Source organism: Flavivirga abyssicola, assembly GCF_030540775.2.
GTDB lineage: Bacteria > Bacteroidota > Bacteroidia > Flavobacteriales > Flavobacteriaceae > Flavivirga > Flavivirga abyssicola.
In genome coordinates, this window is record NZ_CP141266.1 from 259,456 (window position 1) to 274,220 (window position 14,765).

Genomic DNA, 14,765 nt, shown 5'->3' on the forward strand with positions numbered 1-14,765 from the left:
AGGGTTTGAGACTTCTTAAAATCTTTTATTATAATTCATTATAAACTGACATGCTTCTCGAATTGCTCCTGCTCCAGAATTTTTAGAAAGCACTACATCTGCATGTTGCTTTACAATACTGGTGGCATTATTTGGTGCTAATGACCAACCTACACTACATATATTTGTGAGATCGTTAACATCATCACCTACATAGGCTATGTTACTTAAATCGATTCCTTTATCTGATACAATTTTATTCAGCAATGTATATTTATCTTTCACGCCTAAAAATACATGCTCTATTTTTAGTTTTTGCATCCGTTTAGAAACGAGTTGTGAATCTTCCGATGTCATCACCATAACTTCAACATTAAATTGCCTTAAAATTTCGAGCCCCATACCATCCCTCATATCAAAACTTTTAGTATGCTCTCCGTCTTTGGTATAGGTTATCGTTCCATCTGTAAAGACACCATCAACATCTAAAACAACATGTGTTATTTTCTTTGATTCTTTTTCTCGTTTTTGCCTTTCAATTAATAGACTTTCAATAGCAATCCAATCAGATTCTGTATCAATTTCCATTAAAGATTCGTCTGCCATCTTTACAATAGCGACGTTATCTCCTAATCTATTTTTATTCTTTTTCAAAGCTTCTTTAGAAACAACATAGACAGCTCCATTCTCTATCAACAGTCCTTCAAAATCTTGACGCCTCGGTCTTTTAAGAGGATTATAATTTATTGGTGTTCCGTTTTCCTTCCATAAAAAACGATGTGTATTTACAACCGTAAGAGTCGAATCATATTCATTACCAATTTTAGCTAAACAAGCATTGATATCATCTCTTCTTGTAAAAGGAGAGGTCGCTTGTAACAGACAAAAGATATCAAAATCATAATTTATAGATTTGCCAAATTCTAACATAGCAAATTCTGTTGATGCGGTATCGCTTGCACTTTTTTCACTTCTTAACAAAGCTTTTACCTTATCAGTCCAACTATACTCTTTTGTTATAAATTCAATAATACCTTCATCATCTGTATAAACATAAATAGCATCAAGTTCAGAAAAAATAGCTTCTCCTAAAACCCATGTAAATAATGGTCTTCCAACCATTTTACGTTTATTTTTATTTGGTATTCCTTTTGAACCTTTTCTTAATGGAATAAAACCTATTTTTTTCATTATTGCTAAATAGTTAGTTAAAAAAAGAACAATCGCTAAAATACAGATTTTTACGAACGAAAAAATAAGAAAGCAACAATAAAATGCCTAATAAAAGAATTAATCCAAAGGGTTTCCTAATTTGACCAAGTTAGTTTGATTTTTATGATTTGGCATTTTAGAAACTATGCTCTCAAAACTTTGAAGGAAATTTTCGTTTTTTTGACTTAAATAATATACTTGACTGTCATCTATATAATCCATAAACATCTCAAGACCAATTTGATGAACTAGAACTGTTGTAACTCCCATCATCTGAGCCTCAATAACACAGCCTGAATAATTAGTTATATGGAGTATTGAGTTAGAAAGAACTTTTGGTAAAGGCACCGAATATGCGTCTTGAATAATTGTATTATTACTAATCTCGTTTTTTTTAAGAAAATGATTTAATTTTTGAATGGCCGTTTTATTCCTTGGATGCAACCTTAGTACCCATTTATATTCTGATTGTTTAATTAACGAAACTAATTTATCCGTAAACAAATCCAATGGTGAGGTTTGCATACTATATAAAATAATTTTCTCTTCTTCTTTACTATTCTTATTATGTTTTAACCAATAATGAAGATATGGTTGTCCAAACACCAAAGGCTTTACATTAGTCGTGTTTTTAGACCAACTGTGAATATTTTCTTTAGATTCTTTATCCCAATTCCAAAACTCGATTGGCATAGTATTAAAGCCGTCCTTCGGTAGTTTCGTCCAATGCGAATAAGCCATATGTACATTAGTTTGTGGACCATGCTGAAAATCGACAGTTTTAATATTCATTTGATTTGCAGTAATTAAGGCAGCGTATAAATCATCCAAACCATAATATCCTAAAAACACAATTTTTTCTGAATTCGTTTTTTCATAAAAACGCTTAAAAAAAGGTTGAATAGAAACAATCTTTGCAGTCCATTTTACCAAATATTCTTTTGTTATTCGCATAGATCCAATATCAAGATCAAAAGATTTTAACGTATCTAAAAATGTATCGTAACCTTCTAAAGACACAGAATGATTTAACGGTTTCTTGTATCTTTCTAACTTTCTCAAAAGTTTATAATTGTTTAATTCTTTACTCAGATTAATGACTGCTTTTTTATTAAAAGAATTCTCATAAACCTTTTGATATTCAATCATATAAACATTATTATATAATTTATAATAATCTACAATAGAATCATAAAACCTATTGAAATACTCTCCATTCTGTTTCACTCGATGTATATGTGATCCAAAAAAAAGGATTTTCTTTTTTTTTAACTTTGAAAAAAAAATAAGCTGACTAAAAAACGCCTTAATAAACAAAAAAGGTAACCCTATTTTCCTCAACAACAAGGCCTTCCCTTTAGTCTTTTTTATTGAATCATTATGACCTAAGGATTGATTCGATTGCGTTAAAAAAGACATATAAAGTATAATCCTAATATAAGGCCAAACATCAATTCCTCCTATTTTCCATTTGTCTACTGAGAATTGCTTTTCTATGGCTATAATATTATTTTTTATACTTTCCTGATTGGCTACATGCTTCATTTATAATTAATGTATAATTTTTATCAGATAAATTCCTAAACCTAAATTTATGTGATCTGCTTTTTTAATTTATAGAGCTTTCTTTTTATTGAAGAAACGATATTTAAGACATGGTGTCTAAAATTAATTTGCTTATTTATTCTCAATTCCCTGTACAGGTCTTTATTAGTCTGATTCATGTTTTTATCCGTTAGTAATTCACTAATAAATCGATCTCGATATTTTTTATAGACATCGAATTCAAAAACCGAATCATACGCTTCTAACTTTCCTAAAAGTTCCAATGTCAATTGCGTCCGAACACATTTTTCACATTTTGAGCAATTAATCTTTTTTGAATTTTGAGCGTCTGTACACACGTCTAAAAAATGATAAGAAGGTTCATAATCAGCAACTATTTTGGTGCGTTCAAACCTAGTGTATTGAGAAGCCGATGAATAGAAATTTGTAGACTCTGTTTCTAAAAGCTTCAATATTAAAATATCCCAACTACTATTTATGCCATAAATATTATAATAATCAAACCTAAAAGAAGATGCATAATAATATGTTCGTATCAACTTTTGTATACTAAGTACACACGACAAATGAATTAAGGTATGGAGGCTTTGAAAATTCACATCTATAACTTCCATAATATTAGATTCAATTAAAACCAAAGGCAAATTAACTTTTCGTGCATAATCTTTAACTTTTAAAAGTCTCTTATTATAAATATTATTAGCTATTTCACCTCCATATACACCATGTGATCCCGCATTAAAATAAGTCAAATATTTAATCGCATAACTACTTTCAAGACCATGATGCATAGCAATTGTAGCAAACGAATCGATACCACAGGATACTCCTGTTGAAGTTATGTTTTCATTATTAAAAACGACCTCACTTAGTGAATCTGGTATAATTTCAATACTTTCATACTCTGGATATGCAAGATCTATTGCTCTTATTAAATAATTTGAAAGTCCATAATATAATTTTGAAGAAACCTTTCCTTTTAAATAGATGTTTTCTTTCTTTTTCATCGCCAAAATTAACAACCCAATTAAAGCTGCGTCTAAATTCTCTACAACTAAATAATCTTTATATTCTAAGGGAATTTTATACCATAAGATATCTTTTTTACCATCAATTTCAAAAACGGTTTGAAGAATGCAGGAATCATTTTTTATAATTATTTCTGGGAGATATATAATCATTCTAGTAAACTATTATAAGCTTTAAGTACTTGTTTATGAATATAAGTATATTCAAATTTGGGTTTAATCTTTTTTTGGTTCAATATAAAAGCACTTTTAATTAATGCTGTATTTTTTATAGATAAAGCTACTAGTTCCGAAATATGTTGAATATCATTACTCTTTTCTATCAATAACCCGTTTTTATACGGCGTAATAATTTCTTCAGTAACTCCTCCTGGGTTTGATTGTATAGGGAAAGCTCCCATAACTACAGCTTCCAACAAAGTATTAGGTAAGCCATCAGACACACTATTTCCTATGTATATTAGTGACATACCCATAAGTTTTAGAATGTCCTCATGAGATTTAAACTCTTTTCTCGGAAAAACTTGTAATGAAAACTCGGAAACAGTATTTTTTGTCTTTATATATTCAATAACATCCTCATCTGCACCAAAAATCACAATGTTATACCCTTTTAAATCTTCTTTCAACAATACTAAAGCTTTAATCACTTCTATACACCGCCCTAATTTTCCTTGATATCCTTTTACTAAAATAGTTTTTCGTTTATCAACAGGCCATAACCAATCTTTATTTAAATCGTTATATTTAAAACCGCCTCCGCCTGGAAATACTCCTAAAAAATCGCCTTTGAACCCATAATTATTTGCGATTTTATAATCTCTTAAATTATCAGTGATCAAGTAATCAATTTTAGGTAAAACACTAGTAAGATCATTTTCATAACTCGGTTTGTTTGCTTTATTGTACAAATCACTACCCCAAGAAGAATATAACCAAACTATATTTTTATGTCGTTTCATAACATCTAAAATAGGTAAACAAGAAATTTGTAAGACAAAGCTATGAACCACATCTGGCTTAATATCATGTATTACTTTTTCAAAAGTTTCTGTAACTTTATGTTCAAATAAAAAATGAAGTTTACTGTATAAAAAAGGCATATATGTTTTAAAAAAATATCTCCCTTTTAAATTTTTAAATTTTCGTTTCCAATCTACAATTTGATGTACCCAAGGTAACCGATCTGTTTTACCGCCATCTAAAATATCAAACCAATACACATCATATCCAGAATCTTTAAGTTGTTCTGTCCATCGAACAAAGTGAATAGAATTCATGGATACCAAAAGTATTTTCATGATTAAATTATAATTTAATAATTAAATGAATCCTTTGATGAATGGTATTATATTGAAATTGATAGGCTTTATTTCTCAAATTCATAATGATGTTCTCCAAAAGCAAATTATTAACATCTTCCATTTCTATAAAGCTTATTGTTTTTTTTCTTAAAAGTTTCTTAGTAGTTTCCTTTAATGATTTAAATGCTTTATGTTTTTTAATTATGATTTCAATGACTTTACCTTCTTCTGAAAGTAAAACATTATTTATAAAGGCTTTTAATTCTGCCTTTTTATTGGTTAAATTATAAGTTGTATTTATTTTTTTTAGAGCACTATAATCGGACTTATTATATGTACCCCAAGAAAATTTATTATTTGCTTTTGTCTTATTATATTTTTTCGAAAACTGTAAATATTCGTAATTTATTTGCTCTAATGAATTATGAAAAGGAGCTATATCATTTTTATTTCTATAATACTTTGGGTGCCATTGATGAAGCATTAAAACTGTATCTGAATAAAAATCAACTTTATAACCAATATTTTTCAACCTTTCATGCACATCGGTATCTTCGGCTCCCCAACCATGATAAAATTCATCATAACCATTAACAGAATTTAAAGCTTTTGTATTAAACAAAGTCATACCCGTTGCTTCTTCACTAGATTTAAAATTAATTATATAATCGTTAAAAGCCTTATCACTTTTTGATTCTGATTCATTTAAAAATCCAACTTGAAAATAACTTATTTGGGTATCGCTTTTTAAATCGTTTAGTTTATCAATGAACCCTGGGTGATATATCATATCTACGTCTCCAATAAAAATATAAGGGGTTTTACATTGCTTTAAAGCAATATTAATCGCTCGAGATTTACACCATAGCTGTTCTTGTGTATTACAGCGTATTACAGTTACTATATCATATTCTTTTATTATTTGATTTAACTTTTCTTTATAAACCTCTATACTTCCATAATCTACCAAAATAACTTCAAAGTTTTTATTTTTTTGGCTCAACAAGCTATTTAAACATTTTTTTAAAATATTTAAATCACGATTTCTATATGTCAATACAATGGTTATCAAAAAAATTAATTCTCAACTATTTTGTTGAATTTATCCTTTTTAAAAATTGATGTCTTTTTATATCTCAATGCTTTTTTTTCTATTAAATGCCATGAAAAATAACCAAAAGCTATAGAAATAATTAGAGACCAAAACATTAACTGATATACATTTAATTTATAATAATATATAAGTGTCTGCTGTATAGGAAAACTATAAATATATATACCATAAGATAAATCCCCTATTTTACCAAATGTACTAAAAAAAGTAAGTGGAGTAAATCCAATTAGTAAAATAAAAATAGGTAAAATAATATGTTTTGTATTGTTATAAAAATTAAAATATATGGAAGCCATTAAAATCAAAACAACAGTCAATAAAACCCATTTATTCTTAACCTTTTCAAAATTAAAAGCTGCTAATAAGCTACCACAAACAAAAAAAGTTCCTAAATCTAGGATTTCATAACCTATCATTCCAAAAATAGAGGATCCAGCGAATCTGGATAGAAAAAAGTTATAAATTATAATCAAAGTCATTAAACAAATTAAAAGCAATATTCTAATTACTTTTTTATTGTTTCTAAAAAAATAAAGCAACGATAACGCTACATATAAAGAAAACTCATAACGTATTGTCCACAATGATCTATTAATGGAGTGATATGGATTATTATCAAATATCCCTTTTATTACCGCTTGAAAATTGTATAAAGATAAATTATTAGGAAAATAAGTATAAACTTCTTTGTTTTTATAAAATGGAATAACTCCTTCATACACAAATTGAGCGAGCAAAATTGTTATTAATAACACAATAAATAAAGCGGGAAAAAGTCTTAGAAATCGTTTTTTAAAATAATCTAAAAGCCCTTTACTACGCTGTAAGCTTTGGAAAATAAAGAAACCGCTAATAATAAAAAACCCATCTAAACCTAATCGAGCCAAAACTATTTGACCATTAGTAACTTGATAAATCCATTGGGAGCTTTCATGACCTCCTGACAACGGATAGGCATGAGATATAACAACAAATATGGCAAACAAGAACCTTAAAAAATCAAAATTGTTGTTTTTAATCATTTTTAAGACTATTATTTATAACTGTTTTTAGTTTGTAACATTAAAATTTATCTGGTTTATTAAATATGAATTTTATTAAAAAAGTATATCGCTTAATTATATACCAAAAATCAACAAAAAAGCTTTTTAACAATCTCAAAATCGACATAATAAATCCTTTTGATGAACTAATAAAGCCAACATCAGTATGCCATAACTGATAATTTCCTACTACATCATTTTTAAAACGAAAAAAGAGTTGTTTTTTATTTCTTTTAATTTGATAACAAAAAATAGAAGCTACAAAATCAATATCATATCCCGCTTTTAAAACACGTTTAGTCCATTCTTTATCTTCAAAAGTAGCAACATCTTCTCTAAATGGATACTTTTCCCAAACTTGTCTACTAAAAGCTGAACCCGAAAAAATTAACCCTGATTTATTAGGATCTATTTTTGCAGGTACTTTATTTATAAAGTTTTTGTAATCATTAGGGCTGTGTAGGCACCTTACACCTGCTAAATTCGGTTTTTCATGAAACTTCTTTTTTATCAATTTAAAAAAGTCATGACTCACGGGGTATGAATGGGCACTAAACATAACAACTATTGGAAACTTAGTTTGTTTTGCCGCAAAATTTGCACTTCCACCGTAACTAAAATTTTTAATAGTAACGAATTTAGCACCAAATTGTTTAGAAATTTCTTCACTCCTATCTGTTGACAAATTATCAATTACTATAACCTCCTGTATATCATCAATGTATCTTTCTTTTAAATTTTTCAAAAGAAAAGATAGTGCTTGATCCTGATTTTTATTTCTTATTACAACTGAAATCATACAATAATTAAGAATATGCTTACCACTATTTCTTATTTAATTTTTTTAAAAGTTTAATAGGCTTCCCTATTAATTTTGCTAATTTATATACATTAGATTTTTTAGTCTTCAAATCTGTATCACGGTACATGTTTATTAAAAAAAACAAATACTTGATTGTATTATCATAATTCTCTTTATAAAGCTCTTTATGCTTATTAAGTACATACTCCAGATTGGATATACGATGATTTTCTAAAGTATTAATCAACATTGATGCTTCAGATTTTCTATAATAAAATAAATAATCTTTAACGATTTTGTACTCCCAGCCCAACTTAGTAATAGCAATCCAAAACTCCCAATCTTCAAAACCATTTTTCATTTCTTCATCATAACCACCGACTTGCTCCCAACATTTTTTTCTAAATAGTGAAGTCGCTATTAAACTATTTTCAAAAAGTAAATTTTTAATAGTACTTCCTTTGGGTTTTAATTTGTAAACAATATTTTCTATGTCTCCTTTAAAAAATTTGCTGTAGCAAGAAACTATTGCTAATGAATCATCTTTTTGTAACACAGGAACTAGTTTTGATAAGAAAGACTTATCAATGACGTCATCTGAATCCAAAGGTAAAATATACGCTCCTCTGGACATTGAAACACCTTTATTTCTTGCACTAGACAACCCTCCGTTTTGTTTTTCTATATACCTGAATCTGTTATCCTTATCACACCATTTAGAAGCTACTTCTTCAGTATTATCAGGACTTCCATCATTAACAATGATACATTCCCAATTTGTATACGTTTGATCTAATACCGATTGAAGCGATACACTTAAAAAATGTGCTTGGTTGTAACAAGGAACTATGATAGAAACTAAAATATTCATAGCATTTTTATTCTTTATTAGAAATTATTCCTTTGAGTACTCTTAAAGGTTTTAATAATAAATTACCTATTTTATAGTCTAATGAATCTTTCGTCTTAATTTTATCTGCTCTTAAGACACTATTATCTCTTAATAATTGTGTAATACAAAATTCGTAATGATTTAAAAAAAGCTCTTTATGCTTGTCGAATATATAACGTCTCAATTTAAAATCATAACGTTTTAATGCATTGGCATCCCTTGAGTTATTTTTAATTCTATAAATAAATAATGGTTCTTTAATAACGTGTGATTCCCAATTATTTTTTAAAATTGAAATCCAAAATTCCCAATCTTCGTAACCACTGGTCATTTGTTCATCATAACCTCCTGCTTTTTCCCAACACTCTTTTCTAAACATAGAATTAGCAGACAAATTGTTTCTTATCAAAAAGTTCTTTATACTACCCCCTAATGGCTTCCTTATTTCTGATTTTAATTTATTATTTTTTAAAGTTTTAGCATAACATCCAACGGCTGCTATTTTTGAATTATTATTTAAAACATCAACAGCCTTTTCTATGAATGTAAGGTCAAAATAATCATCAGCATCCAAATTCAATATAAATTCAGTTTTAGCTAAACTAACTGCTTTATTCCTAGCACTACTAACTCCTTTGTTTTTTTGAAAAATAATTTCTACCGCTTTAAAATCTATACTTTCTATAATCTGTTTAGTTTTAGCATCAGAACCATCATCTACAATTATAACTTTTTCAGGTTTTAAAGTCTGATTTAAAACGGAGTTTAATGCTTCTATAATATAAGCACCATCATTGAAACAAGGAATAATAACAGTAACATTACTTTTCACCTCCATTTATACATTTATTTTTTGCCTTTTCCAGCGTTTTTCTACTTTATAAATTCCCTTTGACAAAAACAAAAAAAAGTTGCTTATCAATAAAAACTCTATCCCAAAACTTTTATTCTTTCCTTTTATAATGGAAAATAAGTTTTTTGAAATAAATCTAGCATTTGTATTATGATTATTCTCTAAACTTCTAAAAAAAGCATTTATTAAATACTTGTAGTATGAAATAAATAAAGCATTATCTTTTAATTCAATACTTTTTTTCAGAATTTCTACAGCAGTATAACTTTGAGATTCTTTATACGATTTTATATATTTTAAATTTTCACTACTTTTAGTCTTATCATGTTGCCTATATAAAAATAGTGGGATATTTAATATTTTATAGCGATCTTTTGATAATTGAAAAAATAATCTTGAAAATAGCTCGGTCTCTTGACCTCTAGTTAAATCTTCATTAAACAATTGGTTGCTAAATAAATACTTTTTCCTAAACAAGACAGAACCCGTGATGAATTTTAATTTCCAGAATAAATAATCTTTCAATAAGTAAGATTCTTCTTTTAGTTCTACTCTAGATTTATTTTTTAAATTTTTGTCAACTATATAATGAGAAGCAATAACTAAATCTACTTTAGAAGAAAACGCTTCTATTTTAGTTTTTAAAAAGTCTTTTAACATAACATCATCATCATCAAACCAATTTACATAATCTCCTTTACTTAATTGGAATCCGTAATTACGTGAGGCATTACCTCCTTTTGCTTTTTCTTCTGGTCTTTTATGGTATTGAAAACGAGTATCTTTTTTTACATATTTATTTATTACATCCTCTGTTTGATCTACCGATCCATCATCAACAATAATACATTCCCAATTTTTATATGTTTGTAATAGAATAGAGTCAAGTGTTTTATCTATAAGGTTTCCCCTATTATAAGTGGCAATTATTATTGATATTAAAGGGTTTCTCATTAAAGAAATATTAAGGGAATAAAAATGGTAACATTTTTTTTCTAAGCCTAATTAAAGGAAAATATTTTATACTTAATGTTGAAAACAAAATTCTTGAATTATTAAAAAACAGAAAAAACCAATATGAAATATTCTTAAATAAGGAATCTTCATCTTTATATTTTATTAACCAAATCCATTTAAGTAACAAATCTATTCTTTCTAGTGAAACTTGATTTTTATTAGACCAAAAAATAAGTGATTCGTAAAGTTTTATTCTGTACTTGTAGTATAAATCTTCCTTGTTAAATACATTTGAATCATGAACTCCTCGCACTGCAACAGGAGTATCAATAACCCCTCCTATTAGACAAGATTTTAAAGCCATCTTCCAAAACAAATCAGTATCCTCTGCTACTGACAAATCTTCATTGAAATAACCAACTTTGTTAAAAATAGATTTTTTAAGTGTTAACCCATCGATATGAAAATGACCAAAACCGCCATTTAATAAAGCCTCAAAAAGTTCCTCTGGTATAACTTTTTTTCTAACTGTGGTTAACTTTAACCTATCCTTTTCTAAAATATTTGCTTCTCTATAAAAATGTACACTAATAGCATTATAAATACCATCTACGTTGCTATTAGATTTAAATAGTTCTTTGTCATTTACAAATCTATTCTCTAAGTAAAAATCATCTGCGTCAAGAAAAGCAATAAAATCTTCCGTAGCTTTTTTAATTCCTAAATTTCTACTAGCTGAACGTCCTTTATTAACATTATTTTCATGATGAAAGACTTTTAGTTTCGGGTTACCAGTTAAAAGCTTCTCTAAAATTGCTTTAGTGTTATCTGCACTTCCATCTTCAACAACTATAACTTCAGCCACATGAGATTGTTTTGAAGCTGATTGTATCGCTTTTTCTATAAAACGTTCTACATTATATGCTGGGATAATAACAGATATTGAAAATTTCATGTTTTAGATTAGTATATTAAAACCTATTGATTAGCCCTAATTTGATTAATATTTTTATTTTCCTTGATTTTCTTAAAGTCCTCAAAGTTCTTTCTAATTTATACTTATATTTTAAATCATTCATTAAAATAGTGTATTCATTATTTAAAACTTCCTCTCTTTCTTCTTTTATTAAATTAATATTTTCTGGTAAAGAGCTTATTCCGTCCTTATAAAAATTTGTGTAAACCTCATCAATATATTCATAAGTCGCATTATGCTTAATCAGCACTTCAATTAAGAATTTCCAATCTGAAACAATTTTTAAATGCTCATCATAATATCCGAATTCCTCAAATAATCGTTTATGAATAAATGTTGATTGATGAGGAGGTAAATCGGAATGCAAAAAGTCAAATGATAATACCTTTGGTGTCCTTTTTAACTTTATGGAATTATTTTGAATTTGATTAATATTAAAATATACTATATCAGTACCTTTTAAATAAATACTTAAGTTTTTTAGAGCATATTTATCTGTAAAGTCATCTCCACTATTTAAAAAAAACAGATACTCTCCTTTGGCAACTTTAATGCCTTTATTCATAGCATTATAAATACCATTATCACGTTCACTAACCCAATAGGCTAAATAATCTTTATTAGCAACTATTTGTTCTTTACTCCCATCATTAGAACCTCCATCAATTATAATATGTTCAAAATTAGAATACGTTTGGCTACGTACACTATTAATGGTTTTTTTCAATCCAAGTTTGTCATTATAATTTATTGTAATAATGGATATAAGCATTCTTATTTTTTTAAAAACTTGTTAGTATAAACTTCACGTATACCATTTTCTAATTCTATACTATATTTCCAGCCTAGGCTATTAATCAAAGATACATCTAATAGTTTTCGTGGTGTACCGTCTGGTTTATCATTATTCCAAATAATCTCTCCTTTATAATCAACTATTTTCTTGATTAATTCGGCTAAATTTTTAATAGAGATATCTGTTCCTGTTCCTATATTTACAGAAATATCTAAAGAATAATTTTGCATTAAATTAAAACTAGCAGCTGCTAAATCATCTACATGCAAGAATTCTCTTTTTGGCTCACCTGTACCCCATACTTCAACTGTAGATTTATTATTTATTTTCGCCTCATGAAATTTACGTAACAAAGCTGGTAATACATGGGAATTATTTAAATCATAATTATCATTAGGCCCATACAAATTAGTTGGCATAACAGAAATAAAATTACAGCCGTACTGCCTATTATAATTTTCGCATAATTTAATGCCTGCTATTTTGGCGATAGCATAAGGTTCATTTGTTGGCTCCAGGGATCCTGTTAACAAAGCATCTTCATTTATTGGCTGTGATGCATATTTGGGATAAATACAAGATGAAGCATAAAATAGTAATTTTTTCACTTTATGAGCGTAGCTTTGATGGATGACATTATTTTGAATCATTAGATTCTCATATAAGAATTGTCCTCTATATGTATTATTAGCTTCAATTCCCCCTACTTTTGCTGCTGCTAAAAACACATAGTCAGGTTTCTCTGACTCAAAAAACAAAGCCACTTTTTCTTGATTAGTCAAATCTAATTCTGCTGAGCTTTTCAATAAAAAATTTGTATAGCCTTTTTGTTTTAAATATCTAAGGATAGCAGATCCAACCATACCATTATGACCTGCAATATAAATTTTAGACGATAGCTCCATTTTATTTTTTTAAGTAATTACACAATCGCGAATTGCTTCTTAAAACATTATTTTTCTTTAAATAACTTTAAATCGGAAATCATCATATCCTCAACTAAAGCTTTAAGATCGTATTTTGGTGACCATTTTAATTTTTGTTTACATTTTGAAGCATCACCAACTAATAAATCTACTTCTGTTGGTCTATAATACTCAGGATCTATTTTAATTATTATTTGACCAACAGGTATTTGATAGTCTGGATTTGAACATGCTACTACTTCTCCTATCTCCTTCTCATTAATTCCACTAAACTTCAAACTGATTCCAACATGACTAAATGCCATTTTCACAAACTCACGCACAGTAGTTGTTACACCAGTGGCGATCACATAATCTTCTGCTTCATCTTGTTGCAACATTAGCCACATGGCTTCTACATAATCTTTGGCGTGACCCCAATCTCGTTTTGCATTTAAATTACCTATATATAATACATCTTGTAAACCTAATGCGATTTTAGAAGCTGCTCTTGTTATTTTACGGGTAACAAATGTTTCTCCTCGTAATGGAGACTCATGGTTAAACAATATACCATTACAAGCATATATATTATAAGCTTCTCTATAATTAACTGTAATCCAATATCCATACAACTTAGCAACTCCATAAGGGCTACGTGGATAAAACGGAGTGTTTTCGTTTTGTGGTATGGCTTGTACCAAACCATATAACTCTGAAGTTGAAGCTTGATAAATACGCGTTTTTGATGATAAACCTAATAATCGTACAGCTTCTAAGATTCTTAATGTCCCTAAACCATCGATATTAGCAGTATATTCTGGTGTATCAAAACTCACCTTTACATGAGACATAGCTCCTAAATTATAGATTTCGTCGGGTTGAACTTCTTGAATAATTCTAGTTATATTCATAGAATCACTTAAATCACCATAGTGTAATCTAAAGCGCACACCTTTTTCATGTGGATCCTGGTATAAGTGGTCAACCCTATCTGTATTTAACAACGAAGCTCGTCTCTTAATACCATGCACTTCATACCCTTTGCCAAGAAGCAATTCTGCCAAATATGCACCATCTTGCCCTGTTACTCCTGTTATTAAGGCTTTTTTCATATTCCTTTTTATTATACGTTAGTCCATCGACCTAAATTTATAAATAATTATACTCTTATTATTCATTTTGGTTTGCTTAAAACATTAACTCTCATAGATTTGCAAATAATTATTAATTAAGCAATGAACTAACTAATATTTTTAAAGAAATCTATTTTATAGCCAAAATCTTCTATAAATTTTTTGCCAAAATTCAAGATCATATCTGCACCAATCAATTATA

14 protein-coding genes are annotated in these 14,765 nt (G+C 28.1%); all 14 read right to left on the minus strand.

Translation table 11 applies throughout. From position 1 onward, the window contains the following. Window positions 1–15: 15 nt before the first annotated feature. Window positions 16–1,170: an acylneuraminate cytidylyltransferase gene (locus Q4Q34_RS01100; RefSeq protein WP_303317383.1), complete on the minus strand. Its 1,155-nt coding sequence runs from the start codon at window positions 1,168–1,170 to the stop codon at window positions 16–18. Between the two features lie 99 nt (window positions 1,171–1,269). Next, window positions 1,270–2,736, minus strand: coding sequence for a hypothetical protein (locus Q4Q34_RS01105; RefSeq protein WP_303317382.1), 1,467 nt, complete (start codon window positions 2,734–2,736; stop codon window positions 1,270–1,272). 47 nt (window positions 2,737–2,783) lie between these two features. Next, window positions 2,784–3,938 carry a hypothetical protein gene (locus Q4Q34_RS01110; protein WP_303317381.1) on the minus strand — a complete coding sequence of 385 codons (1,155 nt, stop codon included), beginning with the start codon at window positions 3,936–3,938 and terminating at the stop codon, window positions 2,784–2,786. Further along, window positions 3,935–5,086 (minus strand): glycosyltransferase, encoded by a 1,152-nt coding sequence (locus Q4Q34_RS01115; protein ID WP_303317380.1) that lies wholly within the window; start codon window positions 5,084–5,086, stop codon window positions 3,935–3,937. The genes Q4Q34_RS01110 and Q4Q34_RS01115 overlap by 4 nt, the downstream gene beginning before the upstream one ends. A gap of 7 nt (window positions 5,087–5,093) precedes the next feature. Continuing rightward, window positions 5,094–6,161, minus strand: a complete 1,068-nt coding sequence (locus Q4Q34_RS01120; protein WP_330444568.1) for a glycosyltransferase family 2 protein — start codon at window positions 6,159–6,161, stop codon at window positions 5,094–5,096. A 5-nt stretch (window positions 6,162–6,166) separates the two neighbouring features. Then, complete coding sequence (locus Q4Q34_RS01125; RefSeq protein ID WP_303317378.1) at window positions 6,167–7,225, minus strand: acyltransferase family protein; 1,059 nt, start codon at window positions 7,223–7,225, stop codon at window positions 6,167–6,169. 40 nt (window positions 7,226–7,265) lie between these two features. Continuing rightward, window positions 7,266–7,991: a glycosyltransferase gene (locus Q4Q34_RS01130; RefSeq protein ID WP_408611505.1), complete on the minus strand. Its 726-nt coding sequence runs from the start codon at window positions 7,989–7,991 to the stop codon at window positions 7,266–7,268. 79 nt (window positions 7,992–8,070) lie between these two features. Further along, a complete protein-coding gene (locus tag Q4Q34_RS01135; protein WP_303317376.1) occupies window positions 8,071–8,919 on the minus strand; it encodes a glycosyltransferase family 2 protein in 849 nt (282 codons plus the stop codon). A gap of 7 nt (window positions 8,920–8,926) precedes the next feature. Beyond that, the gene (locus Q4Q34_RS01140) at window positions 8,927–9,778 is read right to left on the minus strand and encodes a glycosyltransferase family A protein (RefSeq protein ID WP_303317375.1); all 852 of its coding nucleotides are present in this window, start codon (window positions 9,776–9,778) and stop codon (window positions 8,927–8,929) included. Further along, window positions 9,779–10,747: a glycosyltransferase family 2 protein gene (locus Q4Q34_RS01145; RefSeq protein ID WP_303317374.1), complete on the minus strand. Its 969-nt coding sequence runs from the start codon at window positions 10,745–10,747 to the stop codon at window positions 9,779–9,781. Window positions 10,748–10,757: 10 nt separating this feature from the next. Continuing rightward, window positions 10,758–11,705: a glycosyltransferase family 2 protein gene (locus Q4Q34_RS01150; protein WP_303317373.1), complete on the minus strand. Its 948-nt coding sequence runs from the start codon at window positions 11,703–11,705 to the stop codon at window positions 10,758–10,760. 16 nt (window positions 11,706–11,721) lie between these two features. After that, window positions 11,722–12,498, minus strand: a complete 777-nt coding sequence (locus Q4Q34_RS01155; RefSeq protein ID WP_303317372.1) for a glycosyltransferase family 2 protein — start codon at window positions 12,496–12,498, stop codon at window positions 11,722–11,724. A gap of 2 nt (window positions 12,499–12,500) precedes the next feature. Beyond that, a complete protein-coding gene (locus tag Q4Q34_RS01160; RefSeq protein ID WP_303317371.1) occupies window positions 12,501–13,427 on the minus strand; it encodes a GDP-L-fucose synthase family protein in 927 nt (308 codons plus the stop codon). Window positions 13,428–13,474: 47 nt separating this feature from the next. Beyond that, window positions 13,475–14,542: a GDP-mannose 4,6-dehydratase gene (gmd, locus tag Q4Q34_RS01165; protein WP_303317370.1), complete on the minus strand. Its 1,068-nt coding sequence runs from the start codon at window positions 14,540–14,542 to the stop codon at window positions 13,475–13,477. Between the last annotated feature and the right edge of the window lie 223 nt (window positions 14,543–14,765).

Bases quoted from the DNA above. Each gene is read 5' to 3' on its own strand.
- Q4Q34_RS01150 (WP_303317373.1), bottom strand. From the start codon at position 11,705: ATGAAATTTTCAATATCTGTTATTATCCCAGCATATAATGTAGAACGT.
- gmd (WP_303317370.1), bottom strand. From the start codon at position 14,542: ATGAAAAAAGCCTTAATAACAGGAGTAACAGGGCAAGATGGTGCATAT.
- Q4Q34_RS01145 (WP_303317374.1), bottom strand. From the start codon at position 10,747: ATGAGAAACCCTTTAATATCAATAATAATTGCCACTTATAATAGGGGA.
- Q4Q34_RS01155 (WP_303317372.1), bottom strand. From the start codon at position 12,498: ATGCTTATATCCATTATTACAATAAATTATAATGACAAACTTGGATTG.
- Q4Q34_RS01140 (WP_303317375.1), bottom strand. From the start codon at position 9,778: ATGGAGGTGAAAAGTAATGTTACTGTTATTATTCCTTGTTTCAATGAT.
- Q4Q34_RS01115 (WP_303317380.1), bottom strand. From the start codon at position 5,086: ATGAAAATACTTTTGGTATCCATGAATTCTATTCACTTTGTTCGATGG.
- Q4Q34_RS01160 (WP_303317371.1), bottom strand. From the start codon at position 13,427: ATGGAGCTATCGTCTAAAATTTATATTGCAGGTCATAATGGTATGGTT.
- Q4Q34_RS01125 (WP_303317378.1), bottom strand. From the start codon at position 7,225: ATGATTAAAAACAACAATTTTGATTTTTTAAGGTTCTTGTTTGCCATA.
- Q4Q34_RS01100 (WP_303317383.1), bottom strand. From the start codon at position 1,170: ATGAAAAAAATAGGTTTTATTCCATTAAGAAAAGGTTCAAAAGGAATA.
- Q4Q34_RS01135 (WP_303317376.1), bottom strand. From the start codon at position 8,919: ATGAATATTTTAGTTTCTATCATAGTTCCTTGTTACAACCAAGCACAT.
- Q4Q34_RS01105 (WP_303317382.1), bottom strand. From the start codon at position 2,736: ATGAAGCATGTAGCCAATCAGGAAAGTATAAAAAATAATATTATAGCC.
- Q4Q34_RS01110 (WP_303317381.1), bottom strand. From the start codon at position 3,938: ATGATTATATATCTCCCAGAAATAATTATAAAAAATGATTCCTGCATT.